This is a genomic window from Cupriavidus sp. FW305-26 (assembly GCF_058787975.1).
The window spans coordinates 1-24,039 of record NZ_JBYTAH010000094.1 but is presented as its reverse complement, the minus strand read 5'-3'; the positions used below and the strand labels follow the sequence as shown (position 1 = coordinate 24,039).

At 69.3% G+C, this 24,039-nt stretch carries 23 protein-coding genes and 2 pseudogenes; 11 read left to right on the top strand and 14 right to left on the bottom strand.

Translation table 11 applies throughout. From position 1 onward, the window contains the following. The 5 genes from AC3WQZ_RS32255 to AC3WQZ_RS32235 all read right to left on the bottom strand — a co-directional run. The coding region (locus AC3WQZ_RS32255) for a DMT family transporter (RefSeq protein ID WP_492301933.1) at positions 1-867 on the bottom strand (867 nt) is incomplete at its 3' end. A gap of 347 nt (positions 868-1,214) precedes the next feature. After that, positions 1,215-2,078 carry an NAD-dependent protein deacetylase gene (locus AC3WQZ_RS32250; RefSeq protein ID WP_010811188.1) on the bottom strand — a complete coding sequence of 288 codons (864 nt, stop codon included), beginning with the start codon at positions 2,076-2,078 and terminating at the stop codon, positions 1,215-1,217. Next, a complete protein-coding gene (locus AC3WQZ_RS32245) occupies positions 2,075-2,257 on the bottom strand; it encodes an oxidoreductase-like domain-containing protein (protein ID WP_338031253.1) in 183 nt (60 codons plus the stop codon). Before AC3WQZ_RS32245 ends, AC3WQZ_RS32250 begins: the two co-directional genes overlap by 4 nt. Before the next feature lie 98 nt (positions 2,258-2,355). Further along, a complete protein-coding gene (locus AC3WQZ_RS32240) occupies positions 2,356-2,682 on the bottom strand; it encodes a hypothetical protein (protein ID WP_058697693.1) in 327 nt (108 codons plus the stop codon). A gap of 45 nt (positions 2,683-2,727) precedes the next feature. Continuing rightward, a complete protein-coding gene (locus AC3WQZ_RS32235; protein WP_010811185.1) occupies positions 2,728-2,964 on the bottom strand; it encodes a hypothetical protein in 237 nt (78 codons plus the stop codon). A 224-nt stretch (positions 2,965-3,188) separates the two neighbouring features. Between AC3WQZ_RS32235 and AC3WQZ_RS32230 the strand changes: the two genes are divergently transcribed. The 4 genes and pseudogenes from AC3WQZ_RS32230 to AC3WQZ_RS32215 all read left to right on the top strand — a co-directional run bounded on the left by AC3WQZ_RS32230 (position 3,189) and on the right by AC3WQZ_RS32215 (position 7,048). Then, positions 3,189-5,483: a patatin-like phospholipase family protein gene (locus AC3WQZ_RS32230; protein ID WP_058697694.1), complete on the top strand. Its 2,295-nt coding sequence runs from the start codon at positions 3,189-3,191 to the stop codon at positions 5,481-5,483. A 232-nt stretch (positions 5,484-5,715) separates the two neighbouring features. Next, a pseudogene (locus AC3WQZ_RS32225) lies at positions 5,716-5,841 on the top strand (YeeE/YedE family protein); the annotation flags it as partial. Positions 5,842-5,844: 3 nt separating this feature from the next. Further along, a pseudogene (locus AC3WQZ_RS32220) lies at positions 5,845-6,046 on the top strand (DUF6691 family protein); the annotation flags it as partial. A 153-nt stretch (positions 6,047-6,199) separates the two neighbouring features. Further along, positions 6,200-7,048: an IclR family transcriptional regulator domain-containing protein gene (locus AC3WQZ_RS32215; RefSeq protein WP_010811182.1), complete on the top strand. Its 849-nt coding sequence runs from the start codon at positions 6,200-6,202 to the stop codon at positions 7,046-7,048. Positions 7,049-7,125: 77 nt separating this feature from the next. On the opposite strand, the gene AC3WQZ_RS32210 is transcribed toward AC3WQZ_RS32215, so the two are convergent. Next, complete coding sequence (locus tag AC3WQZ_RS32210) at positions 7,126-7,899, bottom strand: flagellar brake protein (RefSeq protein WP_037025021.1); 774 nt, start codon at positions 7,897-7,899, stop codon at positions 7,126-7,128. 159 nt (positions 7,900-8,058) lie between these two features. Beyond that, positions 8,059-8,952, bottom strand: a complete 894-nt coding sequence (locus AC3WQZ_RS32205; protein ID WP_010811180.1) for a LysR substrate-binding domain-containing protein — start codon at positions 8,950-8,952, stop codon at positions 8,059-8,061. 132 nt (positions 8,953-9,084) lie between these two features. Here AC3WQZ_RS32205 and AC3WQZ_RS32200 point away from each other — a divergent pair, with 132 nt between their 5' ends. Next, the gene (locus AC3WQZ_RS32200; RefSeq protein WP_439669494.1) at positions 9,085-9,708 is read left to right on the top strand and encodes a LysE family transporter; all 624 of its coding nucleotides are present in this window, start codon (positions 9,085-9,087) and stop codon (positions 9,706-9,708) included. Here the strand turns inward: AC3WQZ_RS32200 and thpR are convergent. Genes thpR through AC3WQZ_RS32185 form a run of 3 tightly spaced genes read right to left on the bottom strand, consistent with a single transcriptional unit; the run spans position 9,692 to position 12,259 of the window. Next, positions 9,692-10,261, bottom strand: a complete 570-nt coding sequence (gene thpR, locus AC3WQZ_RS32195) for an RNA 2',3'-cyclic phosphodiesterase (protein ID WP_439669495.1) — start codon at positions 10,259-10,261, stop codon at positions 9,692-9,694. The genes AC3WQZ_RS32200 and thpR overlap by 17 nt on opposite strands. Positions 10,262-10,280: 19 nt before the next feature. Then, positions 10,281-10,781, bottom strand: coding sequence for a methylated-DNA--[protein]-cysteine S-methyltransferase (locus AC3WQZ_RS32190; protein WP_010811177.1), 501 nt, complete (start codon positions 10,779-10,781; stop codon positions 10,281-10,283). Continuing rightward, a complete protein-coding gene (locus AC3WQZ_RS32185; RefSeq protein ID WP_010811176.1) occupies positions 10,778-12,259 on the bottom strand; it encodes an AlkA N-terminal domain-containing protein in 1,482 nt (493 codons plus the stop codon). Before AC3WQZ_RS32185 ends, AC3WQZ_RS32190 begins: the two co-directional genes overlap by 4 nt. Positions 12,260-12,422: 163 nt before the next feature. Between AC3WQZ_RS32185 and AC3WQZ_RS32180 the strand changes: the two genes are divergently transcribed. Together AC3WQZ_RS32180 and AC3WQZ_RS32175 are read left to right on the top strand one after the other, a co-directional pair. After that, positions 12,423-15,269 carry a M16 family metallopeptidase gene (locus AC3WQZ_RS32180; RefSeq protein WP_439669497.1) on the top strand — a complete coding sequence of 949 codons (2,847 nt, stop codon included), beginning with the start codon at positions 12,423-12,425 and terminating at the stop codon, positions 15,267-15,269. A 171-nt stretch (positions 15,270-15,440) separates the two neighbouring features. After that, a complete protein-coding gene (locus AC3WQZ_RS32175; RefSeq protein ID WP_010811174.1) occupies positions 15,441-15,815 on the top strand; it encodes a hypothetical protein in 375 nt (124 codons plus the stop codon). A 101-nt stretch (positions 15,816-15,916) separates the two neighbouring features. Here the strand turns inward: AC3WQZ_RS32175 and AC3WQZ_RS32170 are convergent, their stop codons facing one another. The 3 genes from AC3WQZ_RS32170 to AC3WQZ_RS32160 form a co-directional block, all read right to left on the bottom strand. Beyond that, positions 15,917-16,492: a hypothetical protein gene (locus tag AC3WQZ_RS32170; protein ID WP_010811173.1), complete on the bottom strand. Its 576-nt coding sequence runs from the start codon at positions 16,490-16,492 to the stop codon at positions 15,917-15,919. Positions 16,493-16,524: 32 nt separating this feature from the next. Then, entirely contained in the window at positions 16,525-17,682 is a 1,158-nt protein-coding gene (locus AC3WQZ_RS32165; RefSeq protein WP_010811172.1) for an acyl-CoA dehydrogenase family protein, read from the bottom strand. A gap of 123 nt (positions 17,683-17,805) precedes the next feature. Further along, complete coding sequence (locus AC3WQZ_RS32160; RefSeq protein WP_010811171.1) at positions 17,806-19,584, bottom strand: OPT/YSL family transporter; 1,779 nt, start codon at positions 19,582-19,584, stop codon at positions 17,806-17,808. Positions 19,585-19,778: 194 nt separating this feature from the next. Here AC3WQZ_RS32160 and AC3WQZ_RS32155 point away from each other — a divergent pair, with 194 nt between their 5' ends. From AC3WQZ_RS32155 to AC3WQZ_RS32145, 3 genes are read left to right on the top strand one after another with little or no spacing between them, the layout of a single operon-like run. Next, on the top strand, positions 19,779-21,461 hold the full coding sequence (locus AC3WQZ_RS32155; RefSeq protein ID WP_492301931.1) for an FAD-dependent oxidoreductase: 1,683 nt from the start codon (positions 19,779-19,781) through the stop codon (positions 21,459-21,461). Continuing rightward, complete coding sequence (locus AC3WQZ_RS32150; RefSeq protein ID WP_010811169.1) at positions 21,451-21,630, top strand: hypothetical protein; 180 nt, start codon at positions 21,451-21,453, stop codon at positions 21,628-21,630. Before AC3WQZ_RS32155 ends, AC3WQZ_RS32150 begins: the two co-directional genes overlap by 11 nt. Positions 21,631-21,674: 44 nt before the next feature. Further along, positions 21,675-22,145 (top strand): MarR family winged helix-turn-helix transcriptional regulator, encoded by a 471-nt coding sequence (locus AC3WQZ_RS32145; protein WP_454750611.1) that lies wholly within the window; start codon positions 21,675-21,677, stop codon positions 22,143-22,145. A gap of 175 nt (positions 22,146-22,320) precedes the next feature. Here AC3WQZ_RS32145 and AC3WQZ_RS32140 read toward each other — a convergent pair whose 3' ends face one another. Next, positions 22,321-22,602, bottom strand: coding sequence for a YccF domain-containing protein (locus AC3WQZ_RS32140; protein WP_492301930.1), 282 nt, complete (start codon positions 22,600-22,602; stop codon positions 22,321-22,323). Positions 22,603-22,986: 384 nt separating this feature from the next. Here AC3WQZ_RS32140 and AC3WQZ_RS32135 point away from each other — a divergent pair, with 384 nt between their 5' ends. After that, positions 22,987-23,922 (top strand): 2-hydroxyacid dehydrogenase, encoded by a 936-nt coding sequence (locus AC3WQZ_RS32135; RefSeq protein ID WP_010811166.1) that lies wholly within the window; start codon positions 22,987-22,989, stop codon positions 23,920-23,922. Positions 23,923-24,039 lie beyond the last annotated feature (117 nt).

Genomic DNA, 24,039 nt, shown 5'->3' with positions numbered 1-24,039 from the left:
CCCCGCCAGCACCGCCCCCATCCCCGCCATCGCCAGCGGCGCCATGCGGTTGCCCAGCAGCAGGTAGTCGAGCACCGCCGTGCCCGCCGGCACCAGGTAGAACAGGCTGGTGACGTTGACCAGATTGCCCGCGCGGATCAGGCGGTAGAACAGCAGCGTCGCGCCGATCGAAATGACCAGCGCCAGCCACAACAGCGGCGCAGCAAAAGCCAGCGAAGCATCGAAGGCGAAGGGCTGGAAAGGCAGGCACAGCAGGCAGGCCGCGAGGCTCACGCCGTATTGCAGCGGCAGCACTTCTGCGGGTGCGCGCGTGATGCGCTTCTGCAGGATGGCGCCGACGGTCGTGCTGGCGAGCGAGGCCAGCGCGCACAGCACGCCTGCCAGCGACAGCCTGGCCAGCAGCAGGCTGTCCGCCACCACCATGGACAGCCCGGCGAGCGCGAGGGCCAGGCCCGCCATGCGAGCGGCGCTGAAGCGCCGCTCGGTCAGCAGCAGCGTCAGCATCGGCTGGGCACCAAGCACGGTGGCGAGCACGCCGGGTGTCATGCCGTGGTCGAGTGCAAGGAAGTAAAAGACGGAGTAGCCGCCGATCAGCAGCAAGCCGGTCAGGGCGGTGTACCGCCACTCGCCGCGCGGCGGCAGCAGGCGGTGCCTGGCCAGGCCGATCGCGCCCAGCACGGCGCAGACCAGCGCGAAGCGCAGCGTCAGCAAGGCGAAGGGCGTGGCGTGGTCTAGGGCCAGCCGGGCGGCGATGGCGCCGCTGCTCCACAGCAGCACGAAGAGGGGCGTGGCCCAGGCGGAAGTGTTGGTGGTGCGTGTGCCGGTGGCGGCGTCGAAATGCGCCGTGCAGTCTTTGTCGGTTGTCATGGATGTCATCTGTCGTCAGCTTGGCAGGCTCCGGCGACGCGCATGCGGCCATGGCACGGCGGCAGCGCGCACAGGCGTGCGGCTGCCGTGCGCACAGGCACACGGATGCGGGACTACCGGAGACGAATGAGGCTGGGGGGCGTGCCCGTCAGCCGCGCGGCGGCGGGTGCACACCGCCGATGTGCGGCGGCGGCGCGACAGATGTGAACGCAGACTGGCGACGCACGCATGGCAACGCGCGGCCCGGGGGCGCGGCGTTGACGGGGCGTTGGCGGTCTGCGGTCATAGCGGGAATTGAAGACTTCGAAGATGTGGTCTGGCGATGCTATGCCTGTGCGGCCATCGCGTCAACGCGATTCGGTTGTGCGCTGCTCCAGCCGGGACACCAGCGCCTGCAGCGTCGGCGCGCATCCGGCTTCCACCTTCAGCGCCAGCATCGCGTCCGCCCGCGTGGTGCCCAGGTTGAGCGCGGCCACGGGCTTGCCCATCTGTCCGGCCCAGACGCAGAAGCGGTAGCCGGAATAGACCATCAGCGACGAACCGACCACGAGCATGGCATCCGCTGCTTCCAGCGCCGCGCGGGCGGCATCTACCCGCGGGCGCGGCACGGATTCGCCAAAGAACACCACGTCCGGCTTGAGGATGCCGCCGCAGCGCCCGCACTCGGGCACGCGGAACTGCGCGAACAGCGGCGATTCGAAATGCACGTCGCCATCGGCGGCGGGCTCGGCGATCACGTCGCGCAGCGCGGCGTTCTGTGCCAGCAGCCAGTCCTGCAGGCCGGCGCGGTCATGGCGCGTGCCACAGTCCAGGCAGATGGCGCTGGCCAGGCTGCCATGCAGTTCGATCACACCCTCGCTGCCGGCGCGCTGGTGCAGGCCGTCGACATTCTGCGTGACCAGCGCCGTGAGCCGGCCGTGCGCGCCAAGGCGCGACAGCGCATGGTGCGCGGCATTGGGCCGCGCCTGCCACGCCACCGGCCAGCCCAGCATGCTGCGCGCCCAGTAGCGCTGGCGCCCCGCGTGCGAGCCCAGGAAGGCCTGCAGCGTGATCGGCTGCGAGCGCTGCCACTGGCCGCGCGCGTCACGGTAGCCGGGAATGCCGGAATCGGTGCTGATACCCGCGCCGGTCAGCACGAACAGGCGCGGGTGGCGCTGCACGAAATCGAACAGCGCGGACGTCGGGTGCGGGAGTTGCAGCGGCTCGCTCAATTTGCCGGATCCTCGGCATGACGCGCCGCCTGGCGCGCTTCCCAGGCGCGCAGCTCCTCGCGGTAGCGGTCCATTTCCTGGTAGTAGTAGTCGAAGATGCAGGGATCGCAGCCGGAGCCGCAGCACTCGTCATCGCCGGGCCGCTCTGGCGGCACCGGGCGGGGGTCGTCGGGGGACACGGCAGGGGACGCTTGGGACACTGACAGTTCGCGAACAGGCGCGTTGGCGGATCAACCGCCAGTATATTCCCGCCGGCCCCGGCCTGCCGCCGGACCCCTCAGTGGCTGAGCAGCCCTTCGCCGACCGGGATCACCAGCGCCGTGCCCGCCAGGCAGGCGATGTCGTCCTCGGCAAGCCGGCGCGACACCACGCTGGCCAGCCTGGCGCCGATGCGGGCAAGTTCGGCGGCGTCGGCCAGGTAGACGGCGTCGATCACGCTCTGGTCGAACTGCAGGGTCGCGCTCAGGCGGCAGCGTCCGGGCGAGCCGGCCGGCTCGGCCTGCCAGCTGACCTGCACCTGATTGCCGTCGCTGCGGTGGTATTCGGCCGACATCGGAAACAGCCGGCAGGTATGCGCGCGGGCCCACTCGACCAGGGCAGTCATGGCGATTCCCCTTTGGCGGGACAGCGCGTCCGCCGGTACGCCGCGTCAGCGGCTCAGTACATGGTAGAGCCAGTCGTGCGCGCGTGCCGGCACGCCCAGCGCGCTGGCATCGATGCGCCGCCCCTGCACCCGCAGTGTGCCTTCGTGCAGGGCATCAACCGCTGCCTGGGCATCCGGGAACCTCCCCATCACGCCATTGCCCAGCATCAGCATCCAGTCCTTCTCGCGGGGAATGAGCGTGAGCTGTCCCGCTGCGGTCTGGCAAAAGAAATAACCGTACATGCAACCCCCAAGCACCTCGCCTGTGTCCATCTTAGAGCAGGGCACCATGGGGCCGCGTGCCGATCTGCACGCTTCCGAACGGCGTGATGAATTGTTTTTGCACGGCCGCGAGGGGGCGGCCAGAATGCCGCATTTTGCCCGAAGATAGCCAGACCTCCCCGCCCGGCTGATGCCGGGCCGGGCTACTGCCGCCCGTTGCGGCCGACAGCGAACCCCACGGTGCCATGAAGGCAGCCTCATTCCATTGCTTGCACAAACTGCTCGTGCCGGCGGTCCTGGCACTGGCTGCGGGCTCGGTCCTGGCCGCTGAGCCGGCATCCATGCCGACGGCCTCGGGCATCGAGCCGCCCGCAAACCTGGCCGCGGCAGCCACGCCGCAGGTGGCCGCGGGCGCGCGCCCCCGCATCTGCCTGGTGCTCTCGGGCGGCGGCGCGCGCGGCGCGGCCCATATCGGCGTGCTCAAGGTGCTGGAGGCGATGCGCATCCCGGTCGACTGCATCGCAGGCACCAGCATGGGTTCGCTGGTGGGGGGCGCCTATGCCACCGGCATGGCTCCCGCCGAAATGGAGCGGCTGGTCGGCGGCCTGAGCACCGACAGGATCTTCAAGGAACGCCCGCCGCGCCAGGACCTGACCATCCGGCGCAAGCAGGACGATTTCACCAACCTGTTCACGCCCGAGATCGGAGTGCAGGCCAGCGGCCTCTTGCTGCCCAAGGGCGCGGTCTCGGGCGTGCAGTTGGAGACCGTGCTGCGCCAGCTGGCCAAGGTGCCCGGCTACCGGGACTTCGACCAGTTTCCGATTCCCTACCGCGCTGTCGCCACCGACCTGGTGGCAGGCACGCCGGTGGTGTTCAGCCAGGGCGAGCTGGCCAACGTGATGCGCGCCAGCATGTCGGTGCCGGGCGCGGTGGCGCCGGCCGAGTACGAGGGGCGGCTGCTGGTCGACGGCGGCCTGACCGACAACCTGCCGGTGGACGTGGCGCGCAGGATGGGCGCCGATATCGTGATCGCGGTGAACCTGGGCACGCCGCTGATGAGGCGTGAGGAACTGACCTCGATCATCGGCGTGACCGGCCAGATGCTCAATATCCTGACCGAGCAGAACGTGCGTGCGTCGCTGGCCTCGCTGCGGCCCACCGACGTGCTGATCGAGCCGGCGCTGGGCGATTTTTCCGCGACCGACTTCGACCATCTGCCGGCAACCATCCCCATCGGCGAGGCTGCCGCGCGCAAGGTCGCCGACCGCCTCGCGCCGCTGGCGCTGCCGCCGGCGCAATATACACAACTGCGCGCCAGGCAACAGGCGGTGCAGCCGCCTGACACCCGCCCGGTCGATGAGATCCGGCTGGCGCCGCTGCAGCGCGTCAACCCGGACTACGCCACCGCGGTGATGGAAACCAAGCCCGGGCAGCCGGTCGACCAGGCCACGCTGGACCAGGACATGCGCCGCCTGTTCGGCACCGGCGACTTCGAGCACGTCAACTACGGCATCCTGGAAGAGCCCGGCAAGCGCGTGCTGGCGGTCAATGCGGTGGAGAAATCCTACGGTCCCGACTACCTGCGCTTCGGGCTCGGGCTGAGCTCGGATTTCCGCGGCGATGCCTACTTCAACCTGGTGGGCAGCTACCGGCGCACCTGGCTCAATGCGCTTGGCGCCGAATGGCGCACCGATGCGCAGGTGGGCCAGACCTCGTCGCTGATCAGTGAGTTCTACCAGCCTCTGGATACGCGCCAGTATTTCTTTATCGCGCCGCGCATCGAGCTGGAGCGGCGCCCGGTCAATGTCTTCCAGGGCAGCACGCGCATCGCCACCTATGACCTGCGCCGCTTTGACGTCGCGCTGGACGCGGGCAGCCAGTTCACCAAGTACGGCGAGCTGCGCGTGGGCTTGCAGACCGGCGCGGAACACGCCACGCTGAGCACCGGCCCGGAGTCGCTGTCGCCAGGCCCGGGCAATATCCGGCGCGGCGCCATCACCGGGCGGCTCATCTTCGACCAGCTCGACAGCGTCGACTTCCCGCGCTTCGGCTATGCGGCCCGGTTTCACATCTACGGCTCGCAGCCGGGGCTGGGTGCCGACCAGGCTTATGTCAAGGCGCAGGCGGACGGCATCTATGCCCACTCGTTCGGCGACAACACGGTCTCGCTGGCCTTCAAGGTCGGCAGCAATATCGGCGGCAAGCCGCTGCCGCGCTATGACCTGTTCCAGTGGGGCGGCTTCCTGCAGCAATCCGGTTATGCCACCGGGCAACTGCTGGGCGGCAACCTGCAGTTTGCGCGGCTGGTCTACTACAACAAGCTGGCGCGCCAGACCCTGCTGCAAGGCGTGTACGCAGGCTTTTCGCTGGAGGCGGGCCGCATGGGCGACCCGCTGGTGCCGGGGAGCCCGACCGGGCTGCTCAAGTCCGGCTCGGTCTTCCTGGCGCTGGACAGTCCGCTGGGCCCGCTTTACCTGGCCTATGGCCGCGCCGCCGCAGGCACATACAGCTTTTACCTGTTCCTGGGTAAACCCTTCTGAGCCGGTCAGCATAAGCATCCAGAAAATGTGAGCCGGCCGCACCCTACCAAAGTTGTATGTAATGTCTTAATTCAAATGTCTATACTTTTTACGTCACCAAGACCCCCTCTTGAATGACGACCTTCCCCGGTCGCCGCTCCCCAGCGGCGACATTTTTTTTGGGCGCCCGCCTGGCATGCGGCGCCTATGATCCGCGCCTCGGGCTGCACTGGCGGGCGCTCCGCGCCTTTGCTGCACCAGCGGGCACGGCGTGTGCGGCCTGTCGCGGGGCTCGGTGCGCTCGCTGGCCGCCACGGTGACCTTCATGGCGGCGGGCTTCCTGACGGTGCTGGTGCAGCGCCATTGGCTGGGAGGCTGACCGATGGGCACGCTCTTCTCATTGCTGGCCGGGCTGGTTTCGGCATCGGCCTGATCCTGTCCGGCATGGCCAACCCGACCAAGGGGCCTGGGACCCGTCGCTCGCCTTTGTCATGGCCGGCGCGATCCTGGTGGGAGTGGTGGCCTTCGCACTGGCGCGCCGGCGCCAGCGCTCCTGGGCGTTGATGCCGTGCAGCATCCGGCCCGCGTGCCATGCGTGCCATGCGTGCCATGCGTGCCATGCGGGCGATGCGGGCGATGCGGGCGATGCGCGCATGCAGCAAAGGCTGGCCCCTGGCGGCCAGCCGGTTTAAGATTGCGCGATTATCGGACAACAAGCCCAGACAACACACCTCCCAATGGACGTCCTCCGCCCCCTCGGTCTTGGCCATGCACAGGCCGACACCGTCCGCGTTGCCCGGCCCCAGGCCGACCTGCTCGCCAGTTTTGCCGGCGATCCCAACTTCATGCTGTCGCTGGCGCGCGGGCTGACCGTGCTGGAGGCGTTCTCGGAACGCAAGCGCCCGCTGACGATCTCGCAGGTGGCGCAGCGCACGCAGCTGTCGCGCGCCTCGGTGCGGCGCTGCCTCTATACGCTGGAACAGCTCGGCTACGTCAGCCAGCAGGACGGCCAGTTCGCGCTGCGGCCGCGCGTGCTGCACCTGGGCCACGCGTATTTCTCGTCGACCTCGCTGGTGTCTCTGGCGCAGCCGATCCTGGACAACCTGAGCGCGCGCATCCACGAGACCTGCACGCTGGCGATCCTGGACGGCACCGACATCCTGTACCTGGTGCGCTCCGAAGTGCAGCGGGTGCTGAACTATTCGCTAGGCATGGGCAGCCGCCTGCCGGCCTACTGCACCTCCAACGGCCGGCTGCTGCTGGCGCACCAGCCCGCCACGGTGCTGGACGGCTTCTTCGAGCACGCCGAACTGCGCCCGCGCACGCTGCAGACCAAGGTCTCGCGCCAGGAGCTGGAAGCATGCTTCGAGCGCGCCCGCGAAGTGGACTACGTGATCGTCGATGAGGAGCTGGAACCGGGCCTGCGCGCGATGGCCGTCCCGGTGCGCTCGGCCTCGGGCATCGTGCTGGCGGGGCTGAGCGTGAGCGTGCGCGCCGCGCGTGTCTCTGAAACAGAGATGATCTCGCGGCTGCTGCCGCCGATACGCGAAGCCGCGGCGGCAATTGGCCGGCTGATCGGCTCCTGATTGCCGCTGACTACCCGGGCAGCCGCACGGGATTGAGGTAAGCCGGGTCCGGGTTGCGCGGCCTCGGCACCAGTGCTTCAGCCCCGGTGCGCCAGTTCCAGCGCAAATACCAGCCGCTGCAGGAAGTTCTCCATGCGCCCGTCCGGATGGATGAAGGCGCAGCCGAAATGGTGGATGGCGCTGTCGTCATGGCCCACCAGCCAGTGGCCAACCACCTGCAGGTCCAGCTCAAGCTTGCCCAGTTCGCGGAAGTCCAGCCGGCACTTGCCGACCGTGGTGCCGACCGGCAGGTGCTCTGCCGAGACCGTCTTCGAGCGCAGCCCCACGCCCGACAGCGACAGGTCGGCGATATCGAGCCCCAGCACGGTCTTGTCCGACATGTGGATCTCGCAGCGGTAGCCCCTGGTCACCAGCGTGCGCGCGCGGAAATGGCGGCGGCGCTGGAAGTGGTAGAGCTTCTCGGGGAATTCGACGACGAAGGCCGGGCCTTCCTCATAGCGCATGGCGGCCGGCTGGCCCACCACAAAGTTGACCGGCACGCCGCGCAACAGCCCCGAGAACGCATTTTCATCCGAGGTCATCAGCGACATCCGCTCGGGTTCCGCGTTGCACCAGTCGAACACGAAGGTGCGGTCGACCGGGTCGACGTGCAGGACCGACGTGACGAACTGGTGCCCGGTGCGGGTGCGCACGCTCAGCATGCACTTCTGCCAGGACAGGTCGCGCAGCACGGTGCCGATCTGCGAGTTGTGCGTCAGGCGATAACGGTCATCCGCCGGCTCAATGTCGGATTCGGCGCCGTTATCGGCTGGCCCGGAGGCATCGTGCTGATTCATGGATTCACGCAACATCTGGAGTGGCTGGGATCGCCGGGTACGGGGGCTTCGGCCTGCCGGCCGCGCGCATGTTAAGCGCGTGTCCCGATGCCCGGCAAGACGCATGCTCTCACTTCGGCAGATCTGTGGCAGAACTTGAGCACAGACTTCCGGGGGGTAGCGCGCACGGCGCTTTCAGGCGTCCGGGGGTAAAGGCGGCGGCGCAGCAAGCGTTGCCTGCGCCTCTTCGCGCAACCATGCCAGCAGCACCAGCCGGCGCGTGTCGTGTTCAAACGGCGCGGGCGACAACAAATGATAGGCCGTTCCGTCGGCAACGAAGCCGAACGGCGCGGCCAGCCGGCCATCGGCGATCTCGTCGGCGGCCATCAGCTGCGAGGCCATGGCCCAGCCCAGCCCCGCTGCGGCGGCCTGCAGGCTGAGGTAGAAATGTTCATACCAGGCGTCGCCGTCGCACTGCACGGCGGGGGCGGCATCGCCGCGCACCGCCTGCCAGCGCTGCCATGCCTCGGGCCGCGTGCGCGTATGCAGCCGCGCCGGGACCGTGGCTGCCCCCTGCGCAAGCTGTGGCCGGCACACCGGCCCCACCCGTTCCTGCGCTACCTCGCGCGCGTGCCAGCGCGCATCGAAGGCAAAGTCATTGCGCCGCAGTGCCAGGTCGGCGCCGCTGCGGGTGAAGTCGATCGGCCCGCCCGCAGCCATCAGGTGCAGCGGGATATCGGGATGGCGCGCGGCAAAGCGCGGCAGCCGCGGGATCAGCCAGCGCATGGCGATGGTCGGCTCGCATGACAGCACCAGCGCTCGCCCCGGCGGCTGCGTGCGGATGCGCGCGGCGGCGCCGGCCAGCACCTCCATCGATTGCGTCGATGCCGCGAACAGCGTGCGCCCCGCCTCGGTCAGGAAGACGCCGCGGTTGCGCCGCTCGAACAGCGCCACGCCCAGCGTGTCCTCGAGCTGGCGGATCTGCCGGCTGACCGCGCCATGGGTCAGGTGCAGTTCCTCCGCCGCCCGGACAAAGCTTTCGTGGCGTGCCGCGGCCTCGAAGAATCGGATCCAGCCCAGCCAGTGCATCAGTCAGTTTTTCTCACGTAATTGCGCGAGTATATATCGGTTGTGGCGGCGCTTTCCGGCACGCAGAATTGGGTACGCCCGGATCTCCCGATGTGGCGATCTTCGGATAACTACAACGTAACCTGACAGAAAATGCCCCCAATCGCCGAATCCCTGGCGGTCGCCGCCGTGACCGTGCTGGCCGTTGTCAGTCCGGGCCCGGACTTCGCCATGGTGACCCGCAACAGCTACCTGTACGGCCGCCGCACCGGCCTGCTCAGCGCCCTCGGAATCGCGCTGGGGGTGCAGGTGCATGTGCTCTATACGATGTTCGGGGTGGCGCTGCTGATGGCCCATGCGCACAGCATGCTGACGGTGGTGAAGATGCTGGGCGCGGCCTACCTGGTGTGGATCGGCGTCCAGACCCTGCGCAACCGCGAGGCGCTGGCAGCAGACCTGCAAGGTGCGCGCACGCTGCGGCCGTGGGCGGCGCTGCGCATGGGCTTCCTGACCAATGCGCTGAACCCGAAGACCACGCTGTTCGTGGTCAGCACCTACACCCAGGTGGTCGGTGCGCACACGCCGGTGCCGGTGCAATGGGCTTATGGCGGATTCATGTCGGTGGCGCACCTGGCGTGGTTCAGCCTGGTGGCGTGCGTATTCACCGCGCCGGCGCTGCGCGCGGCGATGCTGCGGCGCCAGCGGCTGCTGGACCGCACCATCGGCTCGGCCTTGTGCGGGCTGGGCGTGGCGCTGGGGCTCAGCAACCTGGCGTAGGGCCAGCCTGCGTCAGTGGCCAGGCCTGGCGCACGAGATGCTGGGGACCTTGCGGGCCGAGCCGGCTTTCGAACAGCACCAGCCGCTGCACGTGCCAGGGCTCGCTGGCCAGCGTGCGGTGCGTGTCGAGCCAGGCGCGCAGCACGCTTTCGGGCACTGACGGCTTGCAGCGCGCCAGCGTCAGGTGCGGATGGAAGCGCCGCCGCTCTGGGGTAATGCCCGCGGCCCCGGCCAGCGCCTGCCCGACATCGGCGTGCAGGGCGCGCAGCGCGTCCAGGCCGGGACCTGGCGCCAGGCCTGCCCACAGCACCGAACCCTGGCCGCTGCGGAAGCGCCCGGTACCGGCCGCCTGAAGCAGGAAGGCAGGCGCGCGGATGCTGTCGAGCGCGGCCTCCAGCGCGGCGCCAGGCACGTTGCACTCACCCAGGAAGTGCAGGGTCAGGTGGACCTGCTCTGGCGCTGCCGGCCGCACACCGTGCGCGGGCGGCAGGGTCGCCAGCAGCCTTGCCGCCAGCGCGGGCGGGACTTCCACGGCAATGAACAGGCGCGGCATGGCAGCGCGGCCAGCGCCATCAGCCGGGCGTGGTGCCGACGCCTTCGCGCTGCAGCAAGGCGCGCTTGCGCTCGATGCCGCCGGCGTAGCCGGTCAGCGCGCCGGCACTGCCCAGCACGCGATGGCAGGGCACGATCACCGACAGCGGGTTGCGTCCCACCGCGCCGCCGACTGCGCGCGCATGCGTGGGCGGCAGGCCCAGGGTGCGGGCCAGTTCGCCGTACGACGCGGTCTCGCCGCAGGGGATGGCCAGCAGCGCCTCCCACACGCGCTGCTGGAACGGGCTGCCGGCAAAGCGCACCGGCACGGTGAAGGTATCGCGGCGGCCGGCGAAATATTCGGCCAGTTCCGACGCGGCGCGGTCGAGCACCGCGGCATCGGCCGGCGGCACATCGCGGCTGTCGGCAATGCCCGCGGGATGGTATTTCTGCCCGGCGAAGAAGAGGCCGGTCAGGTGTGCGCCTTGCACGCGCAGCAGGATGGTGCCGAGCGGGCTGTCGATATGGCGATAGCTGGTCATGTGATCGTCTCCGGTTCGGCCGCGGCGCTGGCCGCGTCCTTCATCGCTTCGTAGCGATGCCACAGGTGGATGGCGGCGTAGGCACGCCACGGTGCCCATTGCGCGGTGCGCTCGTGCATCGCGCGCACGGTACTGACGCCCAGCACCTTGCGCAGCGCATAGTCGGTGCCGGGGAACGCATCGGGCCAGCCCAGCGCGCGCATGGCGACATACTGCGCGGTCCAGTCGCCGATGCCGTCGACCTCGCGCAGCGCCGCCACGGTCAGTTCCGGCTGCGCGTGCGCATCGAGGGCCAGCGTGCCATTGGCCACGCGCTGCGCCAGCGCCAGCAGCGTGCGCGCCTTGCCCGCCGACACCCCGGCATCGCGCAAGCCTTGCTCTGGCAGTGTGGCAATGGCGGCGGCACTCGGGAACGTGTAGCGCAGGCCGTCCGGGGGCGTGCCGTCCAGCGCCTGTCCCGCGTGCCGCGCCAGCGCGCCCAGGATGCGCCGCGCCTGCACCACCGAGATCACCTGCCCCACCACCGCGCGCACCGCGATCTCGAAGCCATCGACGCTGCCCGGCAGGCGCACGCCCGGCATGGCCTCGGCAAGCTCGCCCAGGTGCCGGTCCACCACGTCCGGGCGGCAGCCCAGGTCGCACAGGCGGCGCACCTTGCCCAGCGCCTGCGGAATGACGCGCGCCAGCGAGGCCGACAACGTCACGCGCAGCACCAGCCGGCGCGGCACGTGTTCGATCCGTACCCAGCCGGTGTGCGTGCTGCCGCCGGCATCCACCAGCAGCGTGCGCATATAGGTGCCGTCCCGGATCGCCTCGATGCCATCCACCGCGCGGGTAGCCAGGAAACGCAGCCATGCCTCCCAGGCAAACGGCGGGCGGTAACCCAGGTCGAACACCAGCCGGTCGGCCACGCCGTCGGCGGCGCGGCGGCGCAGCGCCAGCGGCGTCAGGCCGTAGCGGGTCTTCAGCACATCGTTGAAGCGGCGCACGCTGCCGAAACCCGCCGCCAGCGCCACTTCGGTCACCGGCAGCGCGGTGTCGGCCAGCAAGCGCTTGGCCAGCAGCAGCCGCTGCGTCTGCGCGTACTCAAGCACCGACACGCCGAACTGCGCATCGAACAGGCGCCGCAGGTGCCGCTCGGTCACGCCGATGCGCGCCGCCAGCGTGGCCACGCTGCCTTCGGCCATGAAGCCCTCGTCGATCAGCGTGGCCGCTGCCTGCGCCAGCCGGCCTGAAATATCGGCCAGCCCATGCCCGGGCGCGAGCTCCGGACGGCAGCGCAGGCAGGGGCGGAAGCCATGCTTCTCCGCCGCCGCGGCGCTCTCGTAGAAGGTGCAGTTTTCGCGCTTGGGCGTGCGTACTGCGCACACGGGCCGGCAGTACACGCCGGTCGACGACACGCCCACGAAGAAGCGTCCGTCGAAGCGGCGGTCGTGCGAGGCCACGGCCTTGTAGCAGGTGTCGGGATCGAGGTGCATGACGGCATGCTACCGCTACCGGCAACCGCTTACCCGCTGGATTCGGACATTTCCCTCTGGCGCGCGGGCGTGGGCTGCGGCACAGTTCCTGGCAGGGGCGGCGGCTAGAATGCGCTTCGTGCCTCACCCGCCAACCCACTGCCACCGCCCGCCCGGAGATGCCATGCGCCGCACTGCCCTGCACCTGTCCTTGCTTGCTTCGCTTGCCTGCGCGCCGGCGTTGGCACAGCCGGTGCAGACCGCCCCCACGACGACGCCTGCCATGGCCACGCAGGTGGCATCGGTCGAAGGCATCACCGAATACCGCCTGCCCAACGGCCTGCGCATCGTACTGGCACCGGACGCGGCCAAGGCCACCACCACCGTCAACATCACCTACCTGGTCGGCAGCCGCCATGAGAACTACGGTGAGACCGGCATGGCCCACCTGCTCGAGCACCTGCTGTTCAAGGGCACGCCATCGCTGCCCGGCAAGACCATCCCGACCGAGTTCGCCCGGCGCGGCATGAGCGTGAACGGCACCACCGCGCAGGACCGTACCAACTACTTCGGCACCTTCAGCGCCAACGATGAAAACCTCGACTGGGCGCTGCGCATGGAAGCCGACCGCATGGTCAACAGCGTGATCTCGCGTGCCGACCTGGACAGCGAGATGACGGTGGTGCGCAACGAGATGGAAATGGGCGAGAACAGCCCCGGGCGCATGCTGATGCAGCAGACCATGGCCGCCGCCTACCGCTGGCACAACTACGGCAAGGCCCCGATCGGCGCGCGCAGCGATGTCGAGCACGTCAGCATCGACGGCCTGCGCGCCTTCTATCGCCGCTACTACCAGCCCGACAACGCGGTGCTGGTGGTGGCCGGCAAGTTCGATCCCGCCGCCACGCTGGCACGCATCGAGCGCTACTTCGGGCCAATCCCGCGCCCGACGCGCGTGCTGCCGCCCGAGCATACCGTCGAGCCCGCACAGGAAGGCGCGCGCGAACTGGTAGTGATGCGCCCCGGCGACAACAGCCTGGTCGCCGCGCAATACCACGTCAGCCCGGGTGCGCATCCGGACAGCACGGCACTCTCGCTGCTGACCCTCATCCTCGGCGATACGCCGGGCGGGCGGCTGTACAAGGCACTGGTCGAGCGTGGCCAGGCCGTGTCGGTCGGCACCGCGCTCTATGCGATGAAGGACCCGGGGGCGCTGCTGCTCATGGTCGAGACGTCCAAAGACCAGCCGCTCGCGGCTGCGCGCGCCGGGCTGATCACGCAGGTCGAGGGCTTTGCCGAGGCGCCCGTGACCGAGGCCGAGCTGGAACGTGCGCGCGTGCGCATGCGCAACGCGTACGAGCACTACATGAACGATCCCGGCGCGCTCGGCGTGGCGCTGTCCGAGGCCATCGCCAAGGGCGACTGGCGCCTGTTCTTCCTGGCGCGCGACCGCATCGAGACCACCACGCTGGCAGACGTGCAGCGCGTGGCGCTGAACTACCTGCAGGCCTCGAACCGCACCGTGGGCGTGTTCCTTCCCGCCGAGCAGCCGTCGCGCGCGCAGGTGCCGCCGGCGCCCGATGTCACGGCCATGGTCAGCGGCTACCAGGGCAGGCAGGCGATGGCCGCGGTGGCGGCATTCGATCCCAGCCCCGCCAATATCGAGGCCCACACCACGCGCCAGACGCTGGCCAACGGCATGCAGCTGGCGTTGCTGCCCAAGCCTGCGCGCGGTGAAGTGGTGCACGGCGCGCTGGTGCTGCGCATCGGCGACACGCAGAGCCTGCAGGGGCTGACCACGGTGGGCGCGCTGACCGCCTCCATGCTCCGACGCGGCGCGGCTGGCATGGACCGCCAGCAGATCGCCGACCGCATCGAGGCGCTGCGCGCGCGCGTCGGCATCTCTGGCGGCTCTGAGCGCGTGACCGTCAGCTTCGAGACGCGCCGCGCGCACCTGCCGGAACTGCTGGCCCTGCTGCGCGACCTGCTGCGCGCACCGACCTTCCCCGAGGCGGAGTTTGAGACGCTGCGCAAGACCAGCATCGCGGAGATCGAGAGCATCCGGCGCGAGCCGGGTGTGATGGCGTCTAACGCGCTGGGCCGCCATGGCGACCCCTACCCCGCTGGCGACCCGCGCCATGCGCGCACCTTTGCCGAGAACATCGCCGACCTGCAGGCCGCCACCCTGGCGCAGGTGCGCGACTTCCACGCACGCTTCTATGGCGCGGGCCATGCGCAACTGAGCCTGGTGGGCGACTTCGATGCCGCGGCCGCGGCCGCGCAGGCAGCGCAGCTGTTCGGCGACTGGAGCGCGCAACAGCCCTACGCGCGCGTCGAGCGCCCCTTTGTGCCGATCCCGCCGGCGGAGTTCACGCTGCCCGCGCCGGGCAAGGCCAATGCCATCTACCTGGCCTCCACGCCGATCGACCTGACCAACGACGCGCCGGACTATGCGCTGATGATGATTGCCAACCGCGTGCTCGGCGGCGCCAGCCTGCGCGGCCGCCTGGCTGACCGGCTGCGGCAGCGGGAAGGCCTGAGCTATGGCGCGAGCAGTTGGGTGCAGGTGGGCGCGCTCGACCGCGCGGGACGCTTCGGCCTGCAGGCGCAATACGCACCGCAGAACCTGCCGCGCCTGCAACGCGCCGTGACCGAGGAGCTGGAGCGCTTCGTGCGCGACGGCATCACCGCGCAGGAACTGGCCGAGGCCGTCAGCGGCCTGCTGCAGCAGGGCATGGTCAGCCGCAGCAACGACGCCGCGCTGGCCGGCGCGCTGGCCAACCAGCTCTACCTGGGCCGCACCATGGCCTTCACCGCCGAACTCGAAGAGCGCCTGCGCAACGCCACGCCGGACGCCGTCAACGCGGCCATTCGGCGTTACATGCAGCCAGGCACGCTGTCGCGCGTCTATGCTGGCGACTTCAGCGGCGCACCAGCGCAGGCGGGCGCAACCGGCAGCGGAAGTGGCTCCGGCGCGGCCGGCAGCACAGGCAACGAAGCGGCCGGCGCGGCACCGCAGGCGCAGCCCTGACATACGCGGGAAACAATATTCGGCTGCACTGGCGAAAGGCCGCAGGCGCGGCCAGCGCAACATCGCAGCGGCAAGGCAGGGAGCGCTCGGCAGGCGTCCGGTGCAAGCCCCTTGCCGCGACCCCGGGTTGACTGTATATTCATACAGTATAAGTCGATATAAGAGGTGTGGATGTCAATCGTGCGAGCTGGCAGCAAGGCAGAAGCGCTCAGGCTTCTGGCCTCGGAAGGTGTGCTGGCGCTTGAGCTGGACTACGAGACAGGATGGCAGGATGCCGTCGAACTCGGCAGGCTCGGAGAAAAGCGCGGTATCAAGGTGCAGTATCGCGGACAAGAAAGCATCGCCGTCCGTTCCCGCGAAGCCCTGATCGAAGGGCTGGCCAAACCCAAGGCCACGTTCCGTCAACGCAATCTCTATTGCCAGTTCGATCTCGGCACGCTGGCGGACCATGAACTGCTCGACCTCGAGGCCAAGGCCACGCGGCTCGGGGACTATATCCTCGCCGGCCACCTGCTGCGCGATGTCGATGGCGTGTGGCCGCAATAAGCGGCTTGCGCGCACGCCGGGCCACTAGAAGAGAAAAAGCCGCCATGCAGGCGGCTTCCGTCATATTGCGCTGAGCACGTTCTTCGTGCCCGATGCCCCGGTCAATGCCACACCCGCGTGGCGTTGGCCCAACGCGCCGCGCACGACGACTGCGCTACGGCCGCGTCGATCGTTTCGTTGGCGGCCTCCGCCGCCGGCACCGTCGCGGCAACATCCAGCGCGGCGCGCCACAGCACCGCCGACACCAGCGTCTTGCATTGCCGCCGTTCGCCATGCGCAAGCGCGAGCAGCCGCTCATAGCCGTCCAGCACGATCAGCCGGTCACCACGGCGCGGATGCAGCGACAGCGTGTAGAGGTGGTCAGACTCGCATTGCAGGCTGCCGCCGCTGACCGCGACCACGATTGCACCCGGCAACGCAATGCCGCTGGCCTGGACCTCGCCACGCAAGCGCGCCAGGTGCGCGTGCGCGCGTGGATCGCAGGTGCCGCCCACACCGCCCGCCATCTCTGCCGGCAGCGCGCAGAGCGCCATCAGCTCGGCCGGCGAAACCGCCAGCGTATAGGCCTGCAGCGTGGGACGATAGGTTGCCACCACGGCGCGCAGCCGGTGCGGCGCATCGCCATCATGCCCTGCCTGCAGCGGGCTGTCCGGCCCGCGTAACTGCATCGTGTTCATGTCGACTCCTGCCGCGCGGGGCGTTTACCTGGTCAGTCGCGCAGCAGTTGCTTGGCGATGATCAGCTGCTGGATCTGCGTGGTGCCTTCATACAGGCGCAGCAGGCGCACGTCGCGGTAGAAGCGCTCGGCCTTGTACTCGGCGATATAGCCGGCGCCGCCATGGATCTGCACCGCGCGGTCGGCCACGCGGCCCACCATCTCGGTACAGAACATCTTGGTGCACGAGGCCAGCATGCTGACCTCCGGATCGCTCTTGCCGGCGGGCTTGGCGTCGTAGCGCTGGGCGCAGTCGCGCACCATCGACAGGCCGGCGTAGAGCTCGGCCTGGCTGTCGGCCAGCATCGCCTGGATCAGCTGGAAGTCGCCGATGGGCTTGCCGAACTGCTTGCGCTCCCTGGCATAGGCCACAGCGTCGGTGATCAGGCGATGCGCCATGCCGCAGGCCAGCGCCGAGATATGCAGGCGGCCGCGGTCGAGCACCTTCATCGCGGTCTTGAAGCCCACGCCCGGCACGCCGCCGATGATATTGGCGGCCGGCACGCGCACGTTCTCAAGCACCACGTCGCAGGTCTTGGTGCCGCGCTGGCCCATCTTCTTGTCCGGCTTGCCCAGCGAGATGCCCGGGGTGTCGGCCGGCACGATGAAGGACGAGATGCCCGAAGCGCCCGCGCCGCCGGTGCGCGCCATCAGCGTGAAGGCGCCGGCGCGCGGTGCGTTGGTGATGAAGCGCTTGGTGCCGTTGATGACATAGTGGTCGCCATCCAGCTCCGCCTTGGTCTGCAGCGAGGCCGCGTCGGAACCCGCATTGGGCTCGGTCAGCGCGAACGAGATGATCAGCTCGCCGCTGGCGATGCGCGGCAGGTACTGCTGCTTCTGTTCCTCGGTGCCATCCATCAGGATGCCTTGCGAGCCGATGCCGACGTTGGTGCCGAACACCGAGCGGAAGGCAAAGGCGGTATGGCCCAGGTCGTAGACCACATCACATTCCTGCGACATCGACAGGCCGATGCCGCCGTAGTTCTCGGGGATGGAGATGCCGAACAGGCCCATCTCCTTCATGTCCGCGACGATCTCGGCGGGCACGTCGTCGGTTTCCTCCAGCGTGTCTTCGGCGGGCTTCAGGCGTTCGTCGATGAAGCGCTGCACCGAGGCGCGCAGCAGGGCAAAGGATTCTTGGTCAAGGGCCATGATGATTCTCCGGGTCAAGCCAGTGCGTCAGTCTGGCCGCCTATGGTACGCTGGTCGCGGGATTTGACAATCCACTGAAACTTGGACAGAAGCGTCAGTATAATTTGACAATCGCAGCCGGCCTCAACCCAATGTGGCGGATAACAGGCCCGCCACGCCGATGGCCAGCGCCGCCAGCGCATCGCCCGCGATCAGGCCGCCACCGACCAGCGATGCCGTGCTCATATCCTGCGGCAAACCCCGGGCCGGCCTTGCGGGCCTGGCCACGGCGGCGGCCACGCTCGCCACCACGCCGCCGGCCGCCATCCACCCGGCCGCCGCCAGGTTGACGAAGCCACCGAAAGATGACGCATAGGGCGAAGGCAGGATCACCGCATCGAGCAGGAAATCCGCCACCCGCCCGCGCCGGCTGGCTTGCGCGAAGCGCTGCCACGCCTGCCGGCCGAGGATGGCCTTGCGCAATACCGCGGTAGCCAGGCCGAGCGCGAGGCCCGTTGCCACTGCCACATGCTGGCCGGCACGGCTTTGCGCCAGCCCGTGCAGCACGCCCACGATCTTGTATGTCATGGCCGAGGTCCAGCGCGCCGGCTGCTGGTCGGCCGGCAGGCTGGTCTGGTCCAGCGCCAGCACCGGGTAGGCATGCATGAACAGCCGTGCCATCGCCACCGCAACCAGCGCACCCACGACGATGCCCGCCACCTGGTAGCCGAACTGCACCATGCGGTCGCTGCCCAGGCGCCAGCCGGTGGAGCGGTCCTGCTGCATGTCGCTCGCCTCGGCCGTGGCCACCAGCAAGACCGTGGCAGCGATCAGCCCGACATGGGGCGCGCGCAGCCCGGCGGCGGCCATCAGGATCACGGACAGCACGAAGGCCGACGAGATCGGGTTCTGGTCGACCATGCCGACCGAGATGCCGTTGACCAGCGCAAACACCAGCACCAGCAGCACGGCCATCAACTGGAAACCCAACGGCTGGCCGAACCATGCCACGCCCGCCGCCACCGTGGCCGCGCCCCACAGCAGCGCCCAGGCCGCCACCCAGCCCATGCCCGGCCCGCGCTGCGGCGCAGGGTGGCGGCGCGCGCGCCACTGGCGGCACGCCTGCGCCAGCAGCAAGGCCACATCGACCGCAGCCGCCCCCATGATCATGCCCAGGGCCACCAGGAAGGTGGCCTTGCGATAGGGCTCGCCAGGCGCCATCCAGCCCGCGGCAACAAACCACGGGGTCATGGCCCAGCCGGCCAGCCCGCCCACCAGCGCGGCAATGCCCACGCGCGCGCCGACAATCATGCCGGCGCCGAAGGTCGCGGCCGACAGGTCCAGCGCCGCCAGCCACGGCATGCGCGCGGCGCCCAGGCCGCAGCCCAGGCCCAGTGCCATGCCGCCCCCGAGCCGCGCCACCGAACGCCGCAGCAGCGCCGGATCGGTCAGCGCGCGCAGGATATTGGCCACGGCCAGCCCCGACGGAAAGGTCAGCTGCATCCGGTCCACCAGCAATGGCGTGTACAGCATGCCCACACCCACCCCGAACATGCCGATGCACAGCATGTACAGCACCAGCTGCCACAGCGGCGGCTGCGCCATGCCCAGCCACGCCATCGCCTGCAGCACCACGGCCATGCCGCCCATGCCCGCCACCGACGCCGCCGCGGTCTGGATGTAGTTGGCGCCGTGGCGCCCGGGCGCGCCATAGCCCGCCGTCACCACCGAGCCGAGGATGCCCGCCAGCACCTGCCCGCCGACGAAGAAGCCCAGCGAGAAATTCATATACGCGGCAGCGATGCCGCCCAGCGGGCCCAGCACCAGCATGCCTGCCGCGCCCAGCAGCACGTGGTACTGCCAGCTGCCCGGCGAAGGCAGCCTGGTGGCGCGGGGTGCGGCATCGGTCGGGAGCGTGGGCATGGCGCAGCGGGCGGGCTGAAGTAGTGTGCCTCTTGCGAAGCATAGGCCAAGGCCGGTCTGCGGCGATGTGCGACTTGTTCCCGACTTTCGCCGGATGGCCGTTTCCCGGCCGGGTTAACACTAGTTTCGCGCGCAACCATCTGGTCGATATAGTTGCGCACACAACTACATCGCAGAGACACTACGACCCCACCATGCCAGACTCCACCGCACCCCACGCCGCAGTGCCGCCGGCACCGCCGCCCTCGTCATCGCGCCCATGGCCGCAGCGCGTGCCGGTACTGATTGCCGGCGGCGGCCCGGTCGGCCTGACGCTGGCCGCGCTGCTGGCGCGCCAGGGCATAGCCGCGCTGGTGGTGGAAGCCGACGACGGCTACTGCGCCGGCAGCCGGGCCATCTGCATGGCGCGGCGTTCGCTGGAGATCCTCGGCTGGGTGGGCGCAGACCGCGCCACCGTCGAAACCGGCCTGCCGTGGGTGGGCGGGCGTAGCTACTACCGCGATGCCGAGGTGCTGCATTTCCGCATGCCCAGCGAGGCCGGCGAGCGCTTCGCCCCGATGGTCAATATCCAGCAGTACTACCTGGAAGCCTTCGCCCACGACGCCGCGCTGCGCGGCGCTGCGCCAGCGGATGTGCGCTTCGGCGCGAGCGTGCAGGCGGTGCGCCAGCACGGCAGCGGCGTCGTGGCCGAGATCCAGACAGGCGCAGGCGTGGTGCAGGTCGACGCGCAATGGCTGGTGGCCTGCGACGGCGGGCGCAGCACCGTGCGCGAGCAACTGGGGCTGCGCATGAAGGGCACGCAGTACGAAGGCCGCTACGTGATCGTCGATATCGTGCAGAAGACGCGGCGCGAGGTGGAGCGGCTGGCCTGGTTCGACCCGCCTTCCAACCCCGGATCGACCATCCTGATGCACCGCCAGCCTGACGACGTCTGGCGCATCGACTACCAGATCCGCGACGACGAAGACCCTGACGAAGCCGTCAAGCCGGAGAACGTGCTGCCGCGCGTGCAGAGCCACCTCGACATGATCGGCGAGACCGAGCCGTGGCGGCCGTTGTGGATCTCCATCTACAACGCCAAGTGCCTGACGTTGCAGGACTACCGCCACGGCCGCGTGCTGTTTGCCGGCGACGCCGCGCACCTGGTGCCGATCTTTGGCGTGCGCGGGCTCAACTCCGGGCTGGACGATGCCGGCAACCTGGCCTGGAAGCTGGCGTGGGTGCTGCGCGGCCAGGCGCCCGACAGCCTGCTCGATTCCTATTCGACCGAACGCGTGCATGCCACGCGGCAGAACATCGCCTACGGCGCCAAGAGCACCGAGTTCATGGCACCGCCCGACTTTGCCTTCCGGCTGATGCGCGAGGCCACGCTGCGTCTGGCGCAGCATGAGCCCGCGGTGCGGTCACTGATCAATCCGCGGCAGTCGGCACCGATTGCCTATACGGATTCGGCGCTGAACGGTCCCAGCGACTTTGGCGACGACTGTCCTGGCGCCGCGCCCGGCCTGCCCGCGCCGGAAATGCGCGTGGCAGGCCCCGACGAGGTCGTGCACCTCACGCAATGCTTCGGGCAACGGTTCACGTTGCTGTACTTCAGCGATGCGCCCACGCTGCCCGAGCCACTGGCCGCGTTCGCGCATGCGCATCCGGACGCCGTGCAGACACACGTGGTGGTCACCGGCGGCAACGTGGCCGGCGCCACGGCGCTGGCCGACGTCGCCGGCCAGGCCCACGCCCGCTACGGCGCACGACCCGGCACGCTCTACCTCATCCGCCCCGACGGCTATGTCCTGGCACGCTGGCGCGAACCGTCATGGGACGCCGTGCGCGCCACCCTCGCCCCCCTGATGCAAACCGGAGCCCGCCATGCAAGCTGAAGACCTCGACCTCGCCTACACCCGCCTGTGCGAGGCCATGGGCCGTGCCGGCGAAGCACGCTCCCCGCTCCTATTGGCAATGGTGTGCCTGGGCCTGATGAGCCGGCAGGAAGCGCTGGCGCCGGTGCTGGCGCTGATCGACGAAGCCGAGGCTCGCAGCCAGCAATAGGGAGTACAGGACGCTAGAATGCCGACGCCTGACAAGGACACGCCATGAAGCCACTGCCACGCCTCGACCAGTTCCTGACCTACCGCCTGCACCAGGTCAACAAGCTCAGCGACAAGGACAGCGCCGCCGCCTACCTGGAGCAATGCGGTCTGCCGCTCAGCGAGGGCCGCTGCCTGGCGGCGATCGGCGCGTTTGCGCCGCTGTCGGTCAACCAGCTGGCGCAGGGCGCCAACCTGACCAAGGGCCAGGCCAGCCGCTCGGCACAGGCGCTGGTGGCGCGCGGGCTGGTCAGCAAGGAAGCCAGCGAGGCCGACGGGCGCGGCGTGGTGCTGTCACTGACTGCACAGGGCAAGCCGCTGTACCGGCAGGCGATCGCGATGATCGCCAGGCGCAATGCGGAGATCTTCGGCTGCCTGAGCGACGCCGAACAGGCGCTGCTGGGCAGCCTGCTCGACCGGCTGGTCGCGCACGCCGGCCAGCAGGACGAAGACGGCGCCGAAGACGCCGGCGCCTGATCCTTCAGCGGCGCAGGTCGTCCACCTGCACGCGTGCGCCATCGCGGCGCGCTGCGTCGGCCACTTCATTGGTGACCACGGTCTGGCCGATCGGCGCCAGCGCAATGCCAGCCAGCTTCAGGTGCTGGATCGCGAACGGGATGCCGAATGGTCACGAAATTGGCGACCGCCGCCATCACGTGGCCGATGGCCAGCCACACGCGGCAAAGACAAACCACAGCACATTGCCGACCAGCCCCAGCGCGCCGGTGCCGACATCGTCGCGCCCGCTCAGCTCGCGCCGGCTGATGGCCTGCTTGCCGAACGGGAAGAAGGCGAAAGTGCCGATCACGAAGCAGGCCTTGCCCCAGGGGATCCCGATGATCGAGATAAAGGCCAGCAGCCCGGCCAGCCACCAGGCCAGGCCCATCACCACGCCGCCAAGGATGAACCAGAGGAAGTTGCCGATTGCGCGCATGCCGTTCTTTCACGTGTGAGGAAGGGAACACGCATGATACGCAATGGTGTTGTGCCGGCATGGCCGCGAGGGGTCGTGGCCGCAAAGCGTACCCGTTTCTGCGTGCCTCGCCGGGACCGGCAGAACGGCGCCGCCGGCCCTTCGGGAAACGCGTTCGACCCTTGTTTATAGGCATATTCCATTCTGCAAGACCGGTCGCAAACCCCGCTGCCGCAGCCAAAGCGTACCCGTTTCTGCGTGCCTCCGCGCGTGCTCTCGCCTTCGGCGAGCCCGGCGCCGCAGCGCTAGAATGTGACGTCTGCCCGCTATCCGCGTGACGGACTCCGGGTGCATCCCACCCGCTGTCACCCTTCTCCGACTCCATCGCCTGCTCCGCTGTCCCCCATGAAGCCCACGCTGCTGATCCTGACCCAAGTCGCCACCCACCACCGCGACGCCATTGCCGAACGATTCGAGATCCTCTACGCGCCAGACGCCGAAGGCCGCGCCGCGCAGATCGCCACGCAGGGCGAACGCATCCGCGCGGTACTGACCATCGGCTCCACCGGCCTGACCGCGGCGGAGATCGACGCGATGCCGGCACTGGAACTGGTGTGCGCGCTGGGCGCGGGCTTCGAGAACATCGCCGTGGCCCACGCCCGCGCGCGCGGCATCGCCGTGGCCAACGGCGCCGGCACCAACGACAGCTGCGTGGCCGACCATGCCTTTGCGCTGCTGCTGGCGACCGTGCGCGCCGTGCCGCAACTGGACGCGGTCACGCGCGCCGGCACTTGGCGCACCGCGCTGCCGCTGCGGCCCAATGTCTCGGGCAAGCGGCTGGGGATCGTCGGGCTGGGCACCATCGGCCGGCGTATTGCCCGGCGCGGCGAAGGCTTCGACCTCGAGATCGGCTATCACAACCGCAAGCCGCGCGAGGACGCGGGGTACCGGTACTTCGACAGCATCGGTGCGCTGGCCGCGTGGGCGGACTACCTGGTGATCGCCACGCCGGGCGGGGCGGGTACGCGGCACCTTGTCGATGCAAGCGTGCTGACGGCGCTGGGGCCGGCCGGGTTCCTCGTCAATATCGCGCGCGGCAGCGTGGTGGATACCGAGGCGCTGGCGTCAGCGCTGCGCGCCGGCAAGCTAGGGGGTGCGGGGCTGGATGTCTATGAGAGCGAGCCGGCGCCGCCGGTGGTGTTGTTCGACTGTCCTAACGTCGTGCTGACGCCGCATGTGGCCGGCTGGTCGCCGGAGGCCATCACGGCGTCCGTGACGCAGTTCCTGGAGAATGTGCGGCGGCATTTTGCGGGGGAGGGGTTGTTGACGCCGGTGGGGTGAGGAGGAAGGTTTTGCATTGGTCAATGGTACGCCGACAACAGCCCAACCAGCAGCTAAGACCTAGCCGGCCCCAAACACCACCCTAACCCGCAACCCCGGCCCCGCATCCTCCAGCAC